General features: G+C 72.9%; 21 protein-coding genes and 1 tRNA gene. 17 read left to right on the forward strand and 5 right to left on the reverse strand.

Translation table 11 applies throughout. The annotated features are described in order from the left end of the window. Nucleotides 1-95: 95 nt before the first annotated feature. From mfd to AC6EH9_RS05295, 4 genes are read left to right on the forward strand one after another with little or no spacing between them, the layout of a single operon-like run. A complete protein-coding gene (mfd, locus tag AC6EH9_RS05280; protein ID WP_498421252.1) occupies nt 96-3,650 on the forward strand; it encodes a transcription-repair coupling factor in 3,555 nt (1,184 codons plus the stop codon). Nucleotides 3,651-3,662: 12 nt separating this feature from the next. Then, on the forward strand, nt 3,663-4,340 hold the full coding sequence (locus tag AC6EH9_RS05285) for a hypothetical protein (RefSeq protein WP_498421254.1): 678 nt from the start codon (nt 3,663-3,665) through the stop codon (nt 4,338-4,340). A 5-nt stretch (nt 4,341-4,345) separates the two neighbouring features. Then, on the forward strand, nt 4,346-4,966 hold the full coding sequence (locus AC6EH9_RS05290) for a nucleoside triphosphate pyrophosphohydrolase (RefSeq protein WP_498421256.1): 621 nt from the start codon (nt 4,346-4,348) through the stop codon (nt 4,964-4,966). 9 nt (nt 4,967-4,975) lie between these two features. Beyond that, nucleotides 4,976-5,449 (forward strand): ASCH domain-containing protein, encoded by a 474-nt coding sequence (locus AC6EH9_RS05295; protein WP_498421257.1) that lies wholly within the window; start codon nt 4,976-4,978, stop codon nt 5,447-5,449. Between the two features lie 12 nt (nt 5,450-5,461). Here AC6EH9_RS05295 and AC6EH9_RS05300 read toward each other — a convergent pair whose 3' ends face one another. From AC6EH9_RS05300 to AC6EH9_RS05310, 3 genes are read right to left on the reverse strand one after another with little or no spacing between them, the layout of a single operon-like run. Next, nucleotides 5,462-6,121, reverse strand: a complete 660-nt coding sequence (locus AC6EH9_RS05300; protein ID WP_498421259.1) for a methionine ABC transporter permease — start codon at nt 6,119-6,121, stop codon at nt 5,462-5,464. Beyond that, on the reverse strand, nt 6,121-7,182 hold the full coding sequence (locus AC6EH9_RS05305) for a methionine ABC transporter ATP-binding protein (protein WP_498421260.1): 1,062 nt from the start codon (nt 7,180-7,182) through the stop codon (nt 6,121-6,123). Before AC6EH9_RS05305 ends, AC6EH9_RS05300 begins: the two co-directional genes overlap by 1 nt. A 5-nt stretch (nt 7,183-7,187) precedes the next feature. After that, nucleotides 7,188-8,132 (reverse strand): MetQ/NlpA family ABC transporter substrate-binding protein, encoded by a 945-nt coding sequence (locus tag AC6EH9_RS05310; protein WP_498421262.1) that lies wholly within the window; start codon nt 8,130-8,132, stop codon nt 7,188-7,190. A 276-nt stretch (nt 8,133-8,408) separates the two neighbouring features. On the opposite strand from AC6EH9_RS05310, the gene eno reads away from it, so the two are divergent. The 13 genes from eno (at nt 8,409) to AC6EH9_RS05375 (ending at nt 17,593) form a co-directional block, all read left to right on the forward strand. Beyond that, nucleotides 8,409-9,686: a phosphopyruvate hydratase gene (eno, locus tag AC6EH9_RS05315; protein ID WP_498421264.1), complete on the forward strand. Its 1,278-nt coding sequence runs from the start codon at nt 8,409-8,411 to the stop codon at nt 9,684-9,686. A 13-nt stretch (nt 9,687-9,699) separates the two neighbouring features. Next, complete coding sequence (locus AC6EH9_RS05320) at nt 9,700-10,296, forward strand: FtsB family cell division protein (RefSeq protein ID WP_498421265.1); 597 nt, start codon at nt 9,700-9,702, stop codon at nt 10,294-10,296. Continuing rightward, nucleotides 10,293-10,856, forward strand: a complete 564-nt coding sequence (locus AC6EH9_RS05325; RefSeq protein WP_498421266.1) for a DUF501 domain-containing protein — start codon at nt 10,293-10,295, stop codon at nt 10,854-10,856. The genes AC6EH9_RS05320 and AC6EH9_RS05325 overlap by 4 nt, the downstream gene beginning before the upstream one ends. Next, nucleotides 10,853-11,752 carry a Ppx/GppA phosphatase family protein gene (locus tag AC6EH9_RS05330; protein WP_498421267.1) on the forward strand — a complete coding sequence of 300 codons (900 nt, stop codon included), beginning with the start codon at nt 10,853-10,855 and terminating at the stop codon, nt 11,750-11,752. Before AC6EH9_RS05325 ends, AC6EH9_RS05330 begins: the two co-directional genes overlap by 4 nt. A 74-nt stretch (nt 11,753-11,826) precedes the next feature. Beyond that, nucleotides 11,827-12,222 carry a phage holin family protein gene (locus AC6EH9_RS05335; protein WP_498421269.1) on the forward strand — a complete coding sequence of 132 codons (396 nt, stop codon included), beginning with the start codon at nt 11,827-11,829 and terminating at the stop codon, nt 12,220-12,222. Next, a complete protein-coding gene (locus tag AC6EH9_RS05340; protein ID WP_498421270.1) occupies nt 12,219-12,518 on the forward strand; it encodes a DUF3618 domain-containing protein in 300 nt (99 codons plus the stop codon). The genes AC6EH9_RS05335 and AC6EH9_RS05340 overlap by 4 nt, the downstream gene beginning before the upstream one ends. A gap of 53 nt (nt 12,519-12,571) precedes the next feature. Beyond that, the gene (locus AC6EH9_RS05345; protein ID WP_498421272.1) at nt 12,572-12,892 is read left to right on the forward strand and encodes a hypothetical protein; all 321 of its coding nucleotides are present in this window, start codon (nt 12,572-12,574) and stop codon (nt 12,890-12,892) included. Nucleotides 12,893-12,963: 71 nt separating this feature from the next. Beyond that, complete coding sequence (locus tag AC6EH9_RS05350; RefSeq protein ID WP_498421275.1) at nt 12,964-13,842, forward strand: uracil-DNA glycosylase; 879 nt, start codon at nt 12,964-12,966, stop codon at nt 13,840-13,842. Further along, complete coding sequence (locus AC6EH9_RS05355) at nt 13,839-14,357, forward strand: glycine cleavage system transcriptional repressor (protein ID WP_498421278.1); 519 nt, start codon at nt 13,839-13,841, stop codon at nt 14,355-14,357. The genes AC6EH9_RS05350 and AC6EH9_RS05355 overlap by 4 nt, the downstream gene beginning before the upstream one ends. Next, a complete protein-coding gene (locus AC6EH9_RS05360) occupies nt 14,354-14,908 on the forward strand; it encodes a peptide deformylase (protein WP_498421281.1) in 555 nt (184 codons plus the stop codon). The genes AC6EH9_RS05355 and AC6EH9_RS05360 overlap by 4 nt, the downstream gene beginning before the upstream one ends. A gap of 32 nt (nt 14,909-14,940) precedes the next feature. After that, nucleotides 14,941-15,013 (forward strand) — tRNA-Leu (locus AC6EH9_RS05365). Nucleotides 15,014-15,061: 48 nt separating this feature from the next. Continuing rightward, the gene (locus AC6EH9_RS05370; RefSeq protein ID WP_498421284.1) at nt 15,062-16,597 is read left to right on the forward strand and encodes a hypothetical protein; all 1,536 of its coding nucleotides are present in this window, start codon (nt 15,062-15,064) and stop codon (nt 16,595-16,597) included. 141 nt (nt 16,598-16,738) lie between these two features. After that, a complete protein-coding gene (locus AC6EH9_RS05375; RefSeq protein ID WP_498421286.1) occupies nt 16,739-17,593 on the forward strand; it encodes a Bax inhibitor-1/YccA family protein in 855 nt (284 codons plus the stop codon). A gap of 93 nt (nt 17,594-17,686) precedes the next feature. Here AC6EH9_RS05375 and AC6EH9_RS05380 read toward each other — a convergent pair whose 3' ends face one another. Further along, a complete protein-coding gene (locus tag AC6EH9_RS05380) occupies nt 17,687-18,055 on the reverse strand; it encodes an HNH endonuclease (RefSeq protein WP_498421288.1) in 369 nt (122 codons plus the stop codon). A gap of 21 nt (nt 18,056-18,076) precedes the next feature. Then, entirely contained in the window at nt 18,077-19,870 is a 1,794-nt protein-coding gene (locus tag AC6EH9_RS05385) for a carboxyl transferase domain-containing protein (protein ID WP_498421290.1), read from the reverse strand. Between the last annotated feature and the right edge of the window lie 27 nt (nt 19,871-19,897).

The following is a 19,897-nucleotide window of genomic DNA, read 5'->3' on the forward strand; positions in this document are numbered from 1 at the left end:
TCCGGGCGGTGGCGCCGGGCCGACCTAGACTGGTTCCACACCCCCTGGCACACCTGGCCGGGGGGCGCTCGTGATGCGCACTCCTGGGAGCTCTCGTGACCCTTGCCGGTCTGGCCACCGCCGTCCTCGCCGACCCGACCCTCGCCTCGGCGCTCTCCAGCGTCCGCGAGGAGGGCGTCGCGTCGCTCGACCTGACCGGCCCGGCGTCGCTGCGCTCGTTCGTCGTCAAGGGGGTCGTCGACACCGGCCGGACGGTGCTCGCGGTCACCGCGACCACCCGGGAGGCCGAGGAGCTGGTCGAGTCGCTGGGCTGCCTGATCGACCCGCGCGAGGTCGCCTACTACCCGAGCTGGGAGACGCTGCCGCACGAGCGGCTGAGCCCGCGCAGCGACACCGTCGGGCGTCGGCTGGCGGTGCTGCGCCGGCTGGTGCACCCGGGCGAGGACCCGTCGAACGGCCCGCTCAAGGTGGTCGTCGCGCCGGTGCGCAGCGTGCTGCAGCCGCAGGTCCGGGGCCTGGGGGAGCTGGAGCCGGTCGAGCTCACCGAGGGGATGACGGCCCCGCTCGAGGACGTGGTGCGGCGGCTGGCCGACGCCGCCTACTCCCGCGTCGACCTGGTGGAGAAGCGCGGCGAGTTCGCGGTGCGCGGCGGGATCGTCGACGTCTTCCCGCCGACCGAGGAGCACCCGCTGCGCGTGGAGTTCTGGGGCGACGACGTCGAGGAGATCCGCGCCTTCTCGGTCGCCGACCAGCGCACCCTGGAGAAGGCCGAGCGGCTCTGGGCGCCGCCGTGCCGCGAGCTCCTGCTCACCGACGAGGTACGACGCCGCGCGGCCGAGCTGGGCCGCGCCCACCCGCAGCTGGTGGAGCTCACCGACAAGATCGCCGCGGGCATCGCGGTGGAGGGGATGGAGTCGCTGGCCCCGGTGCTCGTCGACGAGATGGAGCTGCTCGTCGACCTGCTGCCCCCGGACTCCCACGTGCTGGTCCTCGACCCCGAGCGTGCCCGCAGCCGGGCCCACGACCTGGTCGCGACCAGCGAGGAGTTCCTCGGCGCCAGCTGGGCCGCGGCGGCCAGCGGCGGGACCGCTCCGATCGACCTGGGCGCCGCGTCGTACCGCACGCTCTCCGACGTCCGCGAGCACACCCTGGACCGCGGGACGCCGTGGTGGACGATGAGCCCGTTCGGCCTCGACACCGACGCCGCCGACGCGGTGCCCGACGTCGACGTGATCGTGGGCGCGGTCGAGAGCCGGGCGCTGCCGGCCCGCCCCGCCGACGCCTACCGCGGGGACGTGGAGCACGTCGTCAACGACCTGCGGGAGTGGCTCAAGAAGGGCTACCGCACGGTGGTGGTGCACCCCGGCCACGGTCCCGCCGAGCGGACCGTGCAGATCCTCGGCGAGCACGACATCGCGGCGCGGCTGGTGGACAGCCTGGACGCGGTCCCCGACACCGACGTGGTGACGGTGACGTGCGCGGCGCTGGTGAGCGGGTTCGTCGACGACGTGAACCGGATCGCGGTCGTCACCGGCGAGGACATCTCCGGGCAGAAGGCCTCCACCCGCGACATGCGCAAGATGCCCGCGCGCCGCAAGAAGCAGATCGACCCGCTCGAGCTCAAGGCCGGCGACTACGTGGTGCACGAGCAGCACGGCGTGGGCCGCTTCGTGGAGATGAAGCAGCGTGAGGTGGGCGGCGCGACGCGCGAGTACCTGGTGCTGGAGTACGGCGCGGCGAAGCGCGGCGCCGCCCCCGACCGGCTCTACGTGCCCGCCGACGCGCTGGACCAGGTCACCCGCTACGTCGGCGGCGAGCAGCCCAGCCTGGACCGGCTCGGCGGCGCCGACTGGTCCAAGCGCAAGAACCGGGCCCGCAAGGCGGTGCGCGAGATCGCGGCCGAGCTGATCAAGCTCTACGCCGCGCGCCAGGCCACCCGGGGCCACGCGTTCGGCCCCGACACCCCGTGGCAGCGCGAGCTCGAGGACGCCTTCCCCTTCAACGAGACCCCCGACCAGCTGAGCACCGTCGACGAGGTCAAGGCCGACATGATGCGGCAGGTCCCGATGGACCGGCTGGTCTGCGGCGACGTCGGCTACGGCAAGACCGAGATCGCGGTGCGCGCGGCGTTCAAGGCGGTCCAGGACGGCAAGCAGGTGGTGGTGCTGGTGCCCACCACGCTGCTGGTCAACCAGCACCTGTCCACGTTCACCGAGCGGATGAGCGGCTTCCCGGTCAACATCAAGGCGCTCTCGCGCTTCCAGAGCGACAAGGAGGCGCGCGAGGTGCTGGCCGGCCTGGCCGAGGGCACCGTCGACATCGCGATCGGCACCCACCGCCTGCTCGGCGCCGACGTGCGGATCAAGGACCTCGGGCTGATCATCGTCGACGAGGAGCAGCGCTTCGGTGTCGAGCACAAGGAGCAGATGAAGCGGCTGCGCACCTCCGTCGACGTGCTCGCGATGTCCGCGACGCCGATCCCGCGCACCCTGGAGATGGCGATCACCGGCATCCGGGAGATGTCCACGATCGCGACCCCGCCCGAGGAGCGCCACCCGGTGCTCACCTACGTCGGCGCCTACGAGGACCGTCAGGTCGTCGCCGCGGTGCGCCGCGAGCTGCTGCGCGAGGGCCAGGTCTTCTACATCCACAACCGGGTCAACTCCATCGACAAGGCCGCCGCGCACATCCGCGAGCTGGTCCCCGAGGCCCGGGTGGCCACCGCGCACGGGCAGATGAGCGAGCAGCAGCTCGAGCAGGTGATGCTCGACTTCTGGGAGAAGCGCTTCGACGTGCTGGTCTGCACCACGATCGTGGAGTCCGGCATCGACGTCTCCAACGCCAACACGATGCTGATCGAGCGCGCCGACACCCTGGGCCTCTCCCAGCTGCACCAGCTGCGTGGCCGGGTCGGGCGCAGCCGCGAGCGCGCCTACGCCTACTTCCTCTACCCCAGTGAGAAGCCGCTCACCGAGACCGCCCACGAGCGGCTGGCGACGCTGGCCCAGCACTCCGACCTCGGCGGCGGCATGGCGATCGCGATGAAGGACCTCGAGATCCGCGGCGCCGGCAACCTGCTCGGCGGCGAGCAGTCGGGCCACATCGCCGACGTCGGCTTCGACCTCTACGTGCGTCTGGTGGGGGAGGCGGTCAACGACTTCAAGGGCACCAAGGAGGACGAGGGGCTGGGCGAGGTCCGCATCGAGCTGCCGATCGACGCGCACCTGCCGCACGGCTACATCTCCTCGGAGCGGCTGCGCCTGGAGATGTACAAGCGCCTCGCCGAGGTCCGCAGCGACGAGGACGTCGACGTGCTGCGTGACGAGATGGTCGACCGCTACGGCGAGCCGCCGCAGGAGGTCGCCTCGCTGCTGCTCGTCGCGCGGTTCCGGGCCCGGGCCCGCCGCGCCGGCGTCGGCGAGGTCACGATCGCGGGCAAGAACGTCCGCTTCGCCCCCGTCGAGCTGCCCGACTCGCGCGTCGTACGGCTCCAGCGCCTGCACCCCAAGAGCATCGTCAAGCCCCAGCTGCAGACCATCCTGGTGCCCCGCCCGCAGACCGCGGTGGTAGGGGGGAAGCCGATCACGGGCGTGGCTTTGCTTGAATGGGCGCGGCAGGTCATCGACACGGTGATCGACCCCCAGAGCTGAGGAGCCCTCCACGTGACCATCCGCCTGCGCCCGATCGCCGGTCTCGCCGTCGCCGCCACCGTCCTGCTCTCCGGCTGCGGCACGTCGCCGGGCTCGGCGGTGCGCGTGGACGACACCACGGTCTCGATGGGGACGCTCGACGAGCGCACCTCCGAGGCGTGCGAGGCGCTGGAGACCCAGCTGCCCGAGGGCCAGGCGCTCTCGCGGGCCTCGGTGCGCGCCACCGTCGCCCAGCAGGCGCTGGTGCGCGAGGTGGTCGACCAGATCGCCGACGAGTACGGCGTGCGGCCCTCCTCGGCCTACGACGAGGCCGAGGCGCAGATCCGCCAGCAGAGCGCGGACATCCCCGAGGAGCTGATGGACACCTGGGTCGAGGTGAACGCCGGCAACGCCTACCTCCAGGACGTCCTCGGCCAGGTCGGCGCCCAGGTGCTCCAGGAGGAGGGGACCGACGCGAACCCCCAGGCGGCCGCCCAGCGCGGAGACCAGATCTTCCAGGAGTGGCTCGCCGACCACGACATCCAGGTCGACCCGCGCTTCGGCTTCGCGGTCATCGACGGCGGCCTGACCCAGACCGACTCCAGCGTGTCGGTGCCGGTGAGCGGCTCGGCGCTGGCCACGCTGGCGGACCTGAGCGGCCAGGACCAGGGCCACGCGGCGTCGCTGCCGCAGTCCCAGCGGTGCGGCTGAGCGCCATGACGCCGGGCGAGCGCAGTCCCCTCGTCGAGTTCCACGAGGTGATGCGCCGGCTGCGCAGCGAGTGCAGCTGGAAGGCCGCCCAGACCCATCGGTCGCTGGCCCGCTACCTCCTCGAGGAGACCCACGAGGTGCTCGAGGCCCTGGACACCGGTGACGACGAGCACCTGCGCGAGGAGCTCGGCGACCTGCTGCTGCAGGTCTACTTCCACGCGGTGATCGCGCAGGAGCGCGGCGCGTTCACCCTCGACGACGTGGCCCGCGACGTCATCGCCAAGATGCGCCGGCGCAACCCGCACGTGTTCGCCCCCGAGGGCGGCGAGCTGGCCCCCGGCGGCGACCCGGCGGCGGTCAACGACGTCTGGCAGGCGATCAAGGCGACCGAGAAGCCGCGCAGCTCGGTCCTGGACGGGATCCCGCCCGGCCTGCCGGCGCTGCTGCTCGCGGACAAGGTGCTCGAGCGCCTCGAGCGGGCGGGCGTGGCACCCTCCGCGGACCCCGGGCGCGCCGACGAGCTCGGGGAGCGGCTGCTCGCCCTGGTCGCCGAGGCGCGCGCCGAGGGCGTCGACCCAGAGCAGGCCCTGCGCGACGCCGTACGCCGCGCGCTCCCGCCCGGATAGGCTGGCCGGATGAACGACACCCCCACGGTCGAGGAGTTCTGGCAGGAGTGTCGCTCGGCGCTACCCGGCCTGCCCGCGCAGACGCCCGAGGCGTGGGCGTTCGGTGCGACCCCCGCCCATGCAGACGGCCTCCTCGCCCTGGTGCTGGCAGGCACGAAGACGGCGACGGCTTCCTCGCTGTGGGACTACGAGCACACCGGGGAGCCCCTCCCCGAAGTGGGCCTGCTGAACATCATCCTCGACGGTCGCGGGGTCCCTCGCGCGCTTCTGGAGACGGTCGCCGTGGACGTGATCGCCTTCGACGAGGTGCCGGCATCACACGCCTTCGCGGAAGGCGAGGGAGACCGATCGCTCTCCTCGTGGCGCCAGGTTCACGAGCGCTTCTGGCGCGAGCACTCCGAGAGCCCGAGGGGCTTCGATCCCGGCATGCCCGTCGTGTGCGAGGAGCTCCGGCTTCTGCACGGCGACCAGCGTCCAGCCTGAAACAGGCCGCGCTCAGCGGCGCATCGCCCGGTGCGCCAGCCGGTTGCCGGCGAACTGGGCGGTCTGCACCAGCGCGACGATCACCAGCACCGCGGCCCAGGTCACCACCGGCTCGAACTGGCGGTAGCCGTAGGTCACCGCGAAGGCGCCGAGCCCGCCGCCGCCGACCACGCCGGCCACCGCCGACATGTCGACGATGGCGACCAGCGCGAAGGTGTAGCCCAGGATCAGCGGGCCCAGCGCCTCCGGCAGCAGCACCGCGAACGTCGTGCGCAGCTTGCCCGCGCCCATCGCCCGCGACGCCTCGAGCACCCCGGGGTCGACCGAGACCAGGTTCTGCTCGACGATCCGGCTGATCCCGAAGGCCGCGGCCAGCGAGAGCGCGAAGATGATCGCCCGGTTCCCGATCCCGATCCCGACCACCAGCCGGGCCAGCGGCTGGGCGGCGGCGATGAAGATGACGAACGGGATCGGCCGGAAGAAGTTCACCAGCACGTTGACCGCGAGGTTCACCACCCGCTGGGGCGCGATCCCGCCGGGCCGCGTCGTGTACAGCAGCAGGCCGAGCACCAGCCCGCCCACACCGCCGATGACCAGCGTGATGCCGACGATGTAGAGGGTCTCGACGGTGGCGCTCCAGAAGAGCGAGTCGAGCTCGATCAGGCGGTCCATCAGCGCACCTCCTCGGTGCTCGGCAAGGTCTGGGGGCGGGTGACCTCGACCCGGGTGCCCACGTGGGCGAGCGCGTCGGCGAGCGCCGCCGGGTCACCGGTGAGGGCGAAGGTGAGGTGGCCGAAGGTGCGTCCGCGGACATCCTCGACGCCCCCATGGATCAGCTCGAAGTCGACGCCGCGCTCGATGAACGCCGTGAACACGTCGGCGGGGGAGACGTCCTCGTCGCGGAACGAGAGCGTGACGAACTCCCCGGGGTGACGCTGGCGCAGCCGCTCCAGGGCGCGCGTGCCGGGGCCCTTCTCCACCAGCGTGCTGACGAAGCGGCGGGTGGCCGGGTGCTGCGGGTCGGAGAACACGTCGTAGGTGTCACCGGACTCCACGATGCGTCCGGCCTCCATCACCGCGACCCGGTGCGCGATCGAGCGGACCACCTCCATCTCGTGGGTGATCACCACGATCGTCACCCCGAGCTCCTCGTTGACCCGGCGCAGCAGTGCCAGCACCTCGGAGGTCGTCTGCGGGTCCAGCGCGCTGGTGGCCTCGTCGGCGAGCAGCAGCCGGGGCTGGGTGGCCAGCGCCCGGGCGATCCCGACGCGCTGCTTCTGCCCGCCGGAGAGCTGCTCGATGTGCGCGTGCGCCTTGTCCGCCAGGCCGACGAAGTGCAGCAGCTCGGAGATCCTCGCCTGGTGCTGCTCCTTCGCGACGCCGGCGACCTGCAGCGGGTAGGCGATGTTGCCCCACACCGTGCGCGAGGAGAACAGGTTGAACTGCTGGAAGATCATCCCGATCTCGCGGCGCACCTCGCGCAGGTCGCGCTCCGACATCGTGCTGACCTCGCGCCCGGCGACGCTGACGGTGCCCTCGGTGGGGCGGTCCAGGGCGTTGATCAGGCGCAGCAGCGTCGACTTGCCGGCCCCGGAGTACCCGACCACGCCGAGGATCTCGCCCTCGGCGACGTCGAGGGACACGTGGTCCAGGGCCAGCACCGGCGAGCCCTGCCTCGAGCGCGCCGGGAACGCGCGACTCACGTCGCGCAGCCGGATCAGGGGCTCGCTCACCGCGCTCAGCCCTTGTGGTCGCGGGTGTCGGCCTCGACCTTGCGCAGCGACTCGACCAGGTCGTCGACCGGCGTCTTGAGCATCACGGCGGTGTCGCCGGAGGCCTTGCGCACCGCGTCCTGCACCGGGGTCGTCTCCTGGTAGATCTCGACCAGCTTGCGGTACGTCGCGTCGTCGGCGTCGCCGGACCGCGCGGCGAAGACGTTGACGTAGGGCAGCGCGTTGGGGTCGGCGGGGTCGTCCTGGGCGATCGCGTCGGCGAAGTCCAGGCCGGCCTTCTCGACGAAGTCGTTGTTCACGATCGCGGCCGCCACGTCGTCCAGGGCGGGCGCGGTGAGGGCGGCGTCGAGGGCCTTGACCTCGATGCGCGAGCCGTCCGCGACGTCGGAGAGGTCGGAGAAGATGGTGCCGCCGGAGGTCAGCTCGATCAGCCCGGCCGACTGCAGCACCAGCAGCGCGCGCGCCTGGTTGCTCGGGTCGTTGGGCACCGCCACGGTCGCGCCGTCGGGGATCTCCTCGGCGCTGTCGTACTGCTTGGAGTACAGGCCGAGGGGGTAGATCGCGGTGGCGCCGATCGGCTCGAGGTCGTCGTCGTTGGCCACGTTGTAGTCGGCCAGGTAGACGATGTGCTGGAACTGGTTGAGGTCGACCTCGCCCTCGCTGAGCGCGGGGTTCGGCTGGGTGTACTCCGCGAAGTTCACCAGCTCGACGGCGATGCCCTCCTTCTCGGCGGCCTCGACGTAGGTGTCCCAGTACGGCTCGCTGGCGTCGACGACGCCGATGCGGATCTTCTCCTCGTCCTCGTCGCCGCCGGTGAGGGCGACCACCAGGCCGATCACGACGGCGATCGCCACCAGCGCGGCGAGCAGCAGCGGCCACCGCTTGCGCCGGGGGGCCTCGATCAGGGGCGAGGCGGGGGACTCGGAGCTGGGCGGGGGAAGCTGCGACACGGTGTTTCCTGTTCGGTTCGTGAGGGGGGCTCGTGGCCGCCCCACGGGGCATCGGGGGATGCAACCGAGTGCAGCAGGGGGGATTCCCCGGGCCTCGTCCGTTTCACTATGCAAGATGGCGATCTCAGCGCCGCGAGCGTGACGGGCCAGCGCCGGGTGCCGGAACTCACACCTGGGCGGGGCTCCCGGAAATGTGTGACGACGCCGATACGCTGGGTCACGACCTACCGGTCCGCACCATCCGTCCCCCCGTTCTCGAACCAGCAGGAGTGCACCGTGGCTTCCATCGCAGCAGTCGGCGCCCGAGAGATCCTCGACTCGCGCGGCAATCCCACCGTCGAGGTCGAGGTCCTCCTCGACGACGGCGTCCTCGGCCGAGCCGCGGTGCCCAGCGGCGCCTCCACCGGAGCCTTCGAGGCCGTCGAGCTGCGCGACGGCGGCGAGCGCTACCTCGGCAAGGGCGTGGAGAACGCCGTCAACGCGGTCATCGACACGATCGGCCCCGCCGTGCTGGACATGGAGGCCGACGACCAGCGCCTGCTCGACCAGCGGATGCTCGAGCTCGACGCCACCCCCAACAAGGCCAACCTGGGCGCGAACGCCATCCTCGGTGTCTCGATGGCCGTGGCCCGGGCCGCCGCCGACTCCGCCGGCCTGCCGCTCTACCGCTACATCGGCGGTCCCAACGCGCACCTGCTGCCCGTCCCGATGATGAACATCCTCAACGGCGGCTCGCACGCCGACTCCAACGTGGACATCCAGGAGTTCATGATCGCGCCGATCGGGGCGCCGACGTTCCGCGAGGCGCTGCGCCAGGGCGCGGAGGTCTACCACGCGCTGAAGTCGGTGCTGAAGAAGAAGGGGCTGGCCACCGGCCTCGGCGACGAGGGCGGCTTCGCCCCCAACCTCGAGTCCAACCGCGCCGCGCTCGACCTGATCGCCGAGGCCGTCTCGGCCGCCGGCCTCACGCTCGGCACCGACATCGCGCTGGCGATGGACGTGGCCGCCTCGGAGTTCTTCAAGGACGGCTCCTACGCCTTCGAGGGCGGCACCAAGTCGTCGGCCGAGATGAGCGCCTACTACGCCGACCTCGTCGCGGCGTACCCGATCGTCTCCATCGAGGACCCGCTCGACGAGGACGACTGGGAGGGCTGGAAGGCGCTCACCGACCAGCTCGGCGACAAGATCCAGATCGTCGGCGACGACCTCTTCGTCACCAACGTGGAGCGGCTGCAGCGCGGCATCAGCGGCGGCCAGGCGAACGCGCTGCTGGTGAAGGTCAACCAGATCGGCTCGCTCACCGAGACCCTCGACTCCGTCGACCTGGCGCACCGCAACGGCTACCGCTGCATGATGAGCCACCGCTCGGGCGAGACCGAGGACACCACGATCGCCGACCTCGCGGTGGCGACCAACTGCGGCCAGATCAAGACCGGCGCCCCGGCGCGCTCGGAGCGGGTGGCGAAGTACAACCAGCTGCTGCGCATCGAGGAGGAGCTCGGCGACGCCGCACGCTACGCCGGCGCGAGCGCCTTCCCGCGCTTCCGGGCCTGACCGGGCACCTGGCGTGAGCACTCGGGACAGCGCCCGGTCCGCGCGCGGCAACGGCCGCGGCGGACCCGGCGGCAGCCGTCGGCCGGGCGAGCGGGGAGCCCCGCGCGCCCGGTCGGCGGCGTCCCCTGCTCCCGCCCGCCCCCCGCGCCGCCGTCCCCGGCTCACCGGCCGGGCGGCGGTGCTGGTGCTGGTGGTGGCCGTGCTCGCGGTCTCCTACGCCTCGTCCCTGCGGGCCTACCTCGAGCAGCGCAGCCACCTGGCCGAGCTGAAGACCCAGATCGCCGAGCGCGAAGCCGACATCGAGTCCCTCGAGCGCGAGAAGCGACGCTGGGACGACCCGGCGTACGTCGAGGCGCAGGCGCGTGAGCGGTTCGGCTACCTGATGCCGGGGGAGACCGGCTTCCAGGTGCTCGACCGCGACGGCCGGCCGCTGGGTGCCCAGGCCACGCTGCACGACCCCCAGGACGTCGTGCCCACCGAGCCGACGGCGTGGTGGACCACGGCCTGGGGCTCCATGGAGCTGGCCGGTCACCCGCCGAGCGCGGCGGACCGTCCCGCCGACGAGATCGGCGCCCCCACCCACCCGAAGACCCCGAAGGGCGACCAGTGACCGAACCGCGTGACGCGGCCCCGCTCGAAGCCGCGGACGTCGCGGCCATCACCGCCCAGCTGGGCCGTGAGCCCCGCGGCATCCAGGAGATCGGGCACCGCTGCCCGTGCGGCAACCCCGACGTGGTCACCACCAAGCCGCGCCTGCCCAACGGCACGCCGTTCCCGACCACCTTCTACCTGACCTGCCCGCGGGCGGCCTCGCGCATCGGCACCCTCGAGGGCACCGGGGTGATGAAGCGGATGCAGGAGCGGCTCGGGGAGGACCCCGAGCTGGCGGCCGCCTACGTCGCCGCGCACGAGCGCTACCTCGAGGCCCGTTACGCGATCGGCGAGGTGCCCGAGATCCACGGCATCTCCGCGGGCGGGATGCCCGATCGGGTGAAGTGCCTGCACGTGCTGGCCGGGCAGTCGCTGGCCCAGGGCCGCGGGGTGAACCCGCTCGGCGACGAGGTGCTCGACCTGCTCGGCGCGTGGTGGGAGTCCGGGCCGTGCGTGAGCGTGGACGGCCCGGACGAAGGCGCCGGGCCGAGCGAGGCAACGGGGGCGGACGGCTCGTGATCGCTGCCATCGACTGCGGCACCAACACCATCAAGCTGCTGATCGGGGACCTGCCCGACGTCGCGGTCCGCGAGGCCCGGATGGTGCGGCTGGGCGAGGGCGTGGACCGCACCGGCCGGCTCAACGACGCGGCCCTGGAGCGCGCCTTCGCGGCGCTGGACGAGTACGCCGCGCTGATCGCGCAGCACCCGGTGCAGCGGATCCGGTTCTGCGCCACCTCCGCGACCCGCGACGCCAGCAACGCCGAGGTGTTCACCGCGGGCGTGCGCGAGCGGCTCGGCGTGGAGCCGGAGGTCGTCGGCGGCGCCGAGGAGGCGGCCCTCGCCTTCGACGGCGCGGTGCGCAACCTGCGGGTCCCGGCCGCCGCGCCGGTACTGGTGGTCGACATCGGTGGCGGGTCCACCGAGCTGATCCTGGGAGACGCCTCGGGTGAGGCGGCCGCCTCGGCGTACTCGATGGACATCGGGTCGGTCCGGCTGCACGAGCGCCACCTGCACGGCGACCCGCCGAGCGCCGCCGAGCTGGCCGCCTGCGTCGCCGACATCGACGCCGCGCTGGACGCCTGCCCGGTCGCCGTGTCGTCGGCCGCCAGCGTGGTGGGCGTCGCCGGGACCGTGCTCACCCTCGCCGCCGGCGTCCTGGACCTGCCGGCGTTCGACTCCGCGGTCGTGGACCAGTCCGTGCTCTCCCGCGACGCCGTGCACGCGCTGACCGAGCGGCTGCTCGCGATGAGCGTGGACGAGCGTCGGGCGCTGCCCTACATGCACCCCGGGCGCGCCGACGTGATCGGCGCCGGCGCGCTGATCCTGGACCGGATCCTGCGCCGGGCCCGGGTCGATGAGCTGATCGCCTCGGAGGCCGACATCCTGGACGGGATCGGCTGGTCGATCAGCTGACGCGTCGGTTTCCCCGGTCGACCGGGGAAACCGACGCCTGGTTTGCCCCCCGGTGCCAGGGGTACCGACGCCCCATGAGCCACCAACAGTCGGACGAACCGATCGGTGCGCTGGTCCATCGGCTCTCCGAGCAGATCCCCCAGCTCATCCGCAGCGAGCTGCGCCTGGCCCAGGCGGAGATGGCCCAGAAGGGCAAGAAGGCCGGCATCGGCATCGGCATGTTCAGCGCCGCCGGTCTCCTGGCGTTCTTCGGCCTGGCGACGCTGATCACCACCGCGATCCTCGCCCTGGACCTGGTGCTGCCCGCCTGGGCGGCCGCCCTGATCGTGGCCGGCGTCCTGCTCGTGGTGGCGGCCGTGATGGCGCTGCTGGGCAAGAAGGAGGTCGCGCAGGCGACCCCGGCCGCGCCGGAGACCGCCATCGAGAGCGTCAAGGCCGACGTCGACGCCCTGAAGGGGGGACACGCATGAGCGGCAGGCATGCAGGTGAGCACGACGAGGGCGCCGAGCCGGCCGAGCCGGGGAGCCCGGAGGCGATCGAGGCCGACATCGCCCGGCAGCGTGAGCAGCTGGCCGACACCGTGGACGCCCTCCAGCGCCAGCTGGACTTCAAGACGCGCGTCCAGACCAAGCTCGCCGAGCTGCGACGCCGTGCCACCGACGCGGACGGCAAGCCGAAGCCGGCCGTGGCCGGCGGCGTCGCGGGCGGCGTCGTACTGCTCGTGGGGCTGGTCGTGCTCAAGCGTCGCCGCGGCTCCCACGACTGAGTGACCGGCTCCCCGCCAATCCCAAGGATCACCCCCCACCGAGAGGAAGTTCCATGATCAAGAAGCTCCCCCTGCTCGCCGCCGCCGGCGTCGGCTACGTGCTTGGTGCCCGCGCGGGCCGCCAGCGCTACGAGCAGATCGCCGCCACGACCCGCAAGGTGGCGCGCAACCCCAAGGTGCAGCAGGCGGCCAAGTCGGCCCAGGACGCCGTCGCTGCCCAGGCCCCGGTCGTCGCCGACGCGGTGAAGAGCAAGGTGACGACGGCCGCCTCCGCGGCCGCGGACAAGGTCCGCAAGGACGACAGCGACTCGCCCAGCAATGGCTCTGAGTCCGACGTGACGCCGGGCATCACGCCTCCGCCTGCGGTCTACTGATCCGGGCGCGGGTCGGTGCCCAACCCACCCGCCCGGCCTCGTCGTAGGAGGTCCTCGGTGAGGATGGGGGAGTGAGCGAGCTCCTGCCCCATCCCCTCACCGGGGACCTCTTCGCGTCCCCGGTCCCGCCCGGCACCGGCTGGCCCGGCGACCCCGCCCAGCCCGACACGCCGGTCGCCCGCGACGCCGACGACGTACGCCGATTGGTCACAGACGGACCTCCGGCGGCCGAAATCTCACCCGTTGGGGACCAAACGGCGCAGCTCGACGCCCGCATCTCGGTATGCCGCGCCTGCCCCCGCCTGGTCCGCTGGCGCGAGGACGTGGCGCGCGACAAGCGGGCGTCGTTCCGCGGCGAGCCCTACTGGGGCCGGCCGATCAGCGGGTGGGGGTCGGCGACGCCGCGGGTGCTGATCGTGGGGCTGGCGCCGGCGGCGAACGGGGGCAACCGGACGGGGCGGATCTTCACCGGCGACCGGTCCGGGGACTGGCTGTTCGCGAGCCTGTTCCGGGTCGGCCTGGCCAACCAGCCCACCAGCGAGCACGCCGGCGACGGCCTGGAGCTGATCGACGCCCGGATGCTGGCCGCGGTACGCTGCGCCCCGCCGGCGAACAAGCCGACCCCGACCGAGCGCGACACCTGCGCCCCCTGGCTGCACGCCGAGCTGGCCCTGGTCGCCCCGAGCGTGCGCGCCGTGGTGGCGCTGGGCGGTTTCGGCTGGGACGCGGCGCTGGCGGCGTACCGGGCCCTGGGCTACCACGTGCCACGGCCCCGGCCGCGCTTCGGGCACGGTGCCGAGGTCGTGCTCAGCTCCGCGGACAGCGCGCGGCTGCCCGACGTGGTGCTCATCGGCAGCTATCACCCCAGCCAGCAGAACACGTTCACCGGGCGGCTCACCGAGACCATGCTGGACGACGTGCTCGGCCGGGCTGCCACAATACGGGCGTGACCCTCCACGCCATCACCGTCCTCGGCCACGACCGACCCGGCATCATCGCCGAGACCACCGGCGTCATCGCCGGTCTGGGCCTCAACCTCGAGGACACCACGATGACGCTGCTGCGGGGCCATTTCGCGATGATGCTGATCTGCGACGGCGCCGCGAGCGACGCGGCCATCGAGGAGGCGCTGTCCCCGCTGGCCGCCGACGGCACGCTGACCGTGACCGTGCGCGAGGTGCCGCGCGAGGACCGAGGCACGGTGGGCGGTACGTCGTGGGTGCTGACCGTGCACGGCGGCGACCGGCCCGGCATCGTCTCCTCGATCATCGGCGAGGTGGCCCGGGTCGGCGGCAACATCACCGACCTCACCACCCGGCTGGCCGGTGAGCTCTACCTGCTGATCGCCGAGGTCGACCTGCCCTCGGGAGCCGACGTCGCCGCCGTGGAGGCGGCCCTGCGCGACGCCGCGGACGCCCTCGGGGTGGACGTGTCGCTGCGTGCGGTGGAGGCCGACGAGCTGTGATCGACGCACGCCTCGCTGCCTGGACCGAGGACGAGCTGGGCGTCGAGGGCAGGATCCTCGACGTCGTGCGCGCCCCGGCCAAGGTGCTCTCCACGGTCGGCGCCGAGGTCGACCCGACCGCCCCCGAGACGGTCCAGCTCGCCGCGGACCTGATCGCCACGATGCGGGTCAGCCCCGGCTGCGTGGGGCTGGCCGCCCCCCAGGTCGGCGTGTCGGCGAAGGTCTTCTGCGTCGACGTCTCCGCGCACCCCAAGACCCGCGACCACCACGCTACGTTCGTCCTGTGCAATGCGGTCGTCGTGGAGTCCTCGCGCAACGAGAAGGCACGCGAGGGCTGCATGTCCGTGCCCGACTTCACCGGCGACGTCAAGCGTGCGACGCGGCTGGTGGTGCGTGGCCAGCTGCCGGGCACCGGGGAGAGCGTGGAGTTCAGCGCCAACGCGTTCGAGGCCCGCGCCCTGCAGCACGAGATCGACCACTGCGAGGGGCTGCTCTTCCTGGACCGGGCGGCGGGCGCCCACGCGATCTACGCGCGCAAGACCTACCAGTAGCCGGACCCGACCGATGAGCCCCGCACCGATGCGCCCCCGTATCCCAATGGCAGAGGAAATCGCCTTAAAAGCGACTCAGTGTGGGTTCGAGTCCCACCGGGGGCACGTGATGCTCGAACGTGGCCCCGGGCCGGTCCCCGGGAACGGGACGCCTTGAGCGAGGCGGCCGCGGACGAGGGGCGTCCCACCCGGTGGCTGCTGCCGCTGGCGGTGGCGCTGGTCGTCCTCTCCCGCGTGCCCGGCCTGCTGTGGCCGCTGAGCTCGGACGAGGCAGGGTTCCTGCTGGTCGCTCGGGAGTGGGACCCGGCTCCCGACAGCCTCTACGGCACCTACTGGGTCGACCGGGCGCCGATCCTGATCGCCACCATCCGCTTCGCCGACCTCCTCGCCGGGGCGTACGGCGCCCGTCTGCTGGCCGCGGTCTTCGCCGGGCTGCTGGTCCTCGCCGTGCATCGCCTGGCCGCGCTCGTGGTCGGCCCGGCGGCCGGGCGCTGGGCGACGATCACGGCGGCCGGGCTGTTGGCCAACCCCTACCTCAACGCGTGGACGGGCAAGGGCGAGGTCTTCGGCACCGCGCTGGTGGCGCTGGCCTGCTGGTGGGCGGTGGCGGCGCTGCGCCGGCCCGGCCGCTTCGCCCGCCTGGCCCTGATGGTCGCAGCCGGCGTCGCAGGCGCCCTGGCCTTCGGCATGAAGCAGAACCTCGTCGGCGGACTGGTCTTCGCCGGAGCCCTCTGGGTGGGCGCGATCCTGCTCGGGCGGGTCGGGCGTGGGCAGGGCGCGGCCGCGGTGGGCGCACTGCTGGTGGGCGCCGCCGTCCCGGTCGCCGCCACCGTGCTCTGGGCGGTGAGCAACGGGGTCGAGCTCGACACGCTGAGCTACCAGGTCATCGGCTTCCGTGCCGACGCGGGCGCGGTGATCGCCGAGGGCAGCGCCCGCCGGGTGGTCATCCGCGGCGCGCTGCTGCTGGTGCTGTTCGTCGGCGCCGGGATGGCTCCGGCGCTGGTGCTGCTGGCCGGCGCGCTGCCACGGCTGCTTCCGCGCCTCGGCCCCGAGCTGATCGCGCTGGGCGCGATGCTCACCGTCGACGCGGTGGGCGTCGCCCTCGGCGGCAGCTACTGGCGCTCGTACCTGATCCCGCTCGTCCCGGGAGTCGCCCTGGCGGTGGCGTTCGTGGCGCTGGTGCCGGGCTGGCGGCAGCGGGCGACCCGGATGCTCACGGCCTGGGTCTGCGCGGTCTCGGTGGTGCTGCTGATCCAGTGGACCATCGCGCGCAGCACCGGCGAGCTCGGGCCTCATTCGCACCACATCGGCAGCGCCGTCGCGGAGGTGGCCGAGCCCGGCGACAGCGTCGTCACGCTCTACGGGATGAGCTCGCTGGTGGTGGCCTCCGGCCTGGAGTCGCCCTACGAGCACCTGTGGAGTCTGCCGATGCGCACCCTCGACCCCGATCTCGCCGAGCTGCGTGCGCTGCTCGCGGGTCCCGACGCCCCGACCTGGGTCGCCGAGCTGGTGCCGGCGAACTCCTGGGGGATCGACGACTCCGGGGCCCTGCGCAGCCTGCTCGCCGAGCGCTACGTCGTGGCGGGGGAGCCCTGCGGGAGCACCGTCTACCGCCGCGCCGACGCGCCCCGCGCCGCTCTGCCCCCCGTCGACTGCGACGCCGCGTGGACCGTCTGGTCCGACTCCTGAGCCCGCGGGGGCCGTGCCTGAGATGTTGCTGAGATTGGGAACACCGCGGTGTCGTCCCACGTTGTCCCTGACAGAGCCGCCCTTACACTGAGCGGCACGCTTGACCGTCGACACGACGGCACCCGGCCTCAAGGAGTGACCATGCAGAGCAACAACCCGGTGTTCAGGCGCTCGGCCGAGTTCAACGGGTCGAGCACCAACAGCTACGCCCACCAGACCTACCCCGGCGGCCAGCAGGGGTACGCGGAGCCCGGCTACACAGACCCGTCGACCTGGGACATGACCCGTCAGGCTCCGCCGGCCCGCCAGGGCCGGATGACGATCGACTCGGTCGTCCAGGCCACCGGCGCGTCGCTGGCCGTGGTCATGGTGAGCGCGTTCGCGACCTGGTTGCTGACCCCCGAGATCACCGCGGACGCGGGCGTCTCCGGCTCGCTGATGATGGCCTTCATCGTCGGCTCGCTCGGCGCCTTCGCGCTGTCGCTGGTGAACTCGTTCAAGCGGGTGATCAGCCCGGCGCTGGTCCTCGCCTTCGCCGTCCTCGAGGGCATGGCCCTGGGCGGGCTGAGCAAGATCTTCGATGCACAGTTCGGTGACGGCGTGGTCACCAACGCCGTGCTGGGCACCTTCGCGGCGTTCATCGGCACGCTCGCGGCCTACAAGTTCCTCAACATCCAGGTCAGCGACAAGTTCCGCAAGATCGTGGTCGCCGCCATGTTCGGCATGGTCGCCCTCGGCCTGCTCGAGGTGGTGCTCTCGCTGTTCGGCGCCTCGTTCGGTCTCTTCGGGACCGGTGCGCTCGGCCTGCTGTTCGCCGTCGCGGGTCTCGCCCTCGGTGTGTTCATGCTGATCCTCGACTTCGACTTCGTGGAGAAGGGCATCGCCGCCGGCCTCGAGCAGCGCGAGTCGTGGCGCGCCGCGTTCGGGCTGACCGTCAGCCTGGTCTGGATCTACACCAACCTGCTGCGCCTGATGGCGATCTTCAGCTCGGACTGAGCGCCGAGCAGCACCGCACGACGTACGACGAGAGCCCCGGGCCGAGCGCCCGGGGCTCTCGTGCGTCCGGGCCCCGGTGAGGGCGGGCGCGGCTCAGCCGGCGTCGGGGGCCGGCGCGAAGCGCAGCGCCAGCTCCGCGGAGATCGCGACGTGGCGCTCCAGGAAGGCACGCTCGTCGAGCCGCTTGCGCCGCAGCCAGCCGGTGACCTCGTCGTTGCACTTGCTCGCGTTGCACGAGCCGCAGGCCGGTGCGATGTTGTCGAGGGTGTAGCGCCCGCCGCGCGAGATCGGCAGCACGCAGTCGCGCTGCAGGGCCCGGTCGGTGGCCCCGCAGTAGGCGCAGCCGCCCCAGGCGGCCTGCAGCGCCTCCCACTGGGCGGGGCTGAGGTCATGCTCGACGCGCCCCATCCGCACCTTGCGCCGCCGCGCGTAGCGCGCCTTGCGACTTCCACTGACCGCCACGGGCGCCAGTCTAGGAGCCGCTCAGCCCAGCAGCCGGGTGATCCAGCGGCGTGTGTGCGCCGGGTCGATCACGTCGTCGAGCTCGCACACGCTGGCCGCGTTGAGCGCCTTGCCCTGCTCGTAGGCCAGCTCCACCATCTCGGCGAGGAAGCGCTCGCGCTCGCCCGCGTCCTCGATCGCCTCCAGCTCGCGGCGGAAGCCGAGCTTGACCGCGCCCTCGAGCCCCATCGCGCCCACCTCGCCGGTCGGCCAGGCCAGCGTCGCGAGCGGCACCTTGAACCCGCCGCCGGCCATCGCCATCGCGCCCAGCCCGTAGGCCTTGCGCAGCACGACGGTGACCAGCGGCACCGTCAGCCGGGCCCCGGTGGTGAACAGCGCCCCGAACCGGCGCACCGACCCGCTGCGCTCGGCCTCGGGCCCCACCATGAAGCCGGGGGTGTCGCACAGCGAGATCACCGCCAGGCCGTGGCTCTGGCACAGCTCCAGGAACGCGGCGGCCTTGTCGGCGCCCTCGCTGTCGATGGCGCCGCCGAGGTGCTCGCTGCTGTTCGCCAGCAGCCCGTAGGGGCGCCCCTCGACGCGGACCAGCGCGGTGAGGATCCCGCGGCCGAAGTCGCGGCGCAGCTCGAGCACCGAGTCGGTGTCGGCGAGCAGCTCGACCACGCGCCGTACGTCGTAGGCGCGCACCCGGTCGAGCGGGACCACCTCGCGCAGCAGCTCCTGCTCGGCGCAGGCCCACTCCGGGCGCGGCCCGGCCAGGTAGGACAGGTAGCGCTTCGCCACCGCGACCGCCTCGGCCTCGTCGTCCACCAGCACGTCGATCACCCCGTTGGCGCTCTGCACGTCGCTGGGGCCGATCTCCTCGGGGCGGTGCACGCCCAGCCCGCCGCCCTCGATCATCGCCGGACCGCCCATCGCGATGTGGGAGTCGCGGGTGGCGATGACGACGTCGCAGCAGCCGAGCAGGGCGGCGTTGCCGGCGAAGCAGCGCCCCGCGGCGATGCCGACCAGCGGCACCTGCCCGCGCAGCCGCGCGAAGCGGTGGAACGTGGACAGGTCCAGCATCGCCACCACCGGCACGTCGGTGTCGCCGGGACGCCCGCCGCCGCCCTCGGCGAAGAGCACGACCGGGGTGCGCAGCTGCTCGGCCAGGTCCACCAGCCGATCGGTCTTCTGGTGGTTGCGCAGGCCCTGGGTGCCGGCCAGCACGGTCGCGTCGTAGGCCAGCACCGCGCAACGGCGGCCCTCGACCTCCGCGATCGCGGTGATCAGCCCGTCCGCCGGGGTGTTCGCGACCAGGTCGTCGAGGGTGCGCCGGCCGCGCTGGGCGGCGAGCGCCAGTGGCCCGTACTCCACGACGGTGCCGTCGTCGCACAGGTCGGCGACGTTCTCGCGCGCGGTGCGCTGTCCGCGGGCGCGGCGCCGGGCGACGGCGGCGGGCCGGTTCTCGTCCAGGCCGTGGGCGTGCGCCGTGCGCACCTCGGCGAGGTCGCGGCGTACGGCGGCGGGGTCGCCGTCGCCGGTGGCGGACTCCGCCTCGCCGTCCTCCTCGGGCGCCGGTCCGGTCGCCGCGCGGAGCACGACCAGCGGCTGGTCGCGCCGTACCCCCTCGCGCAGCGCGACGCCGACCGTGGCCACCTCGAACCAGCCGGGGCCCTCCGGGGCGGTGACCGGGTGCTCCATCTTCATCGACTCCAGCACCAGCAGCGTGGCGCCGCCGGCCACGAGGTCCCCGGGGCTCGCCACGATCCGCACCACCGTGCCGATCATCGGCGCGCGCACCTGCTGCTCGTCGAGTGCCGCTCCACCGCTCATCTGGTCCCGTCCTCTCCGAACAGTCTG

The organism is Nocardioides sp. Z21_20, from assembly GCF_059766585.1.

What these genes read in the sequence shown, in the direction of transcription:
- AC6EH9_RS05290 (WP_498421256.1), top strand. Translation starts at nt 4,346, where the DNA reads ATGACGCCGGGCGAGCGCAGTCCCCTCGTCGAGTTCCACGAGGTGATG.
- AC6EH9_RS05295 (WP_498421257.1), top strand. Translation starts at nt 4,976, where the DNA reads ATGAACGACACCCCCACGGTCGAGGAGTTCTGGCAGGAGTGTCGCTCG.
- AC6EH9_RS05300 (WP_498421259.1), bottom strand. Translation starts at nt 6,121, where the DNA reads ATGGACCGCCTGATCGAGCTCGACTCGCTCTTCTGGAGCGCCACCGTC.
- AC6EH9_RS05335 (WP_498421269.1), top strand. Translation starts at nt 11,827, where the DNA reads ATGAGCCACCAACAGTCGGACGAACCGATCGGTGCGCTGGTCCATCGG.
- AC6EH9_RS05340 (WP_498421270.1), top strand. Translation starts at nt 12,219, where the DNA reads ATGAGCGGCAGGCATGCAGGTGAGCACGACGAGGGCGCCGAGCCGGCC.
- AC6EH9_RS05345 (WP_498421272.1), top strand. Translation starts at nt 12,572, where the DNA reads ATGATCAAGAAGCTCCCCCTGCTCGCCGCCGCCGGCGTCGGCTACGTG.
- AC6EH9_RS05375 (WP_498421286.1), top strand. Translation starts at nt 16,739, where the DNA reads ATGCAGAGCAACAACCCGGTGTTCAGGCGCTCGGCCGAGTTCAACGGG.
- AC6EH9_RS05385 (WP_498421290.1), bottom strand. Translation starts at nt 19,870, where the DNA reads ATGAGCGGTGGAGCGGCACTCGACGAGCAGCAGGTGCGCGCGCCGATG.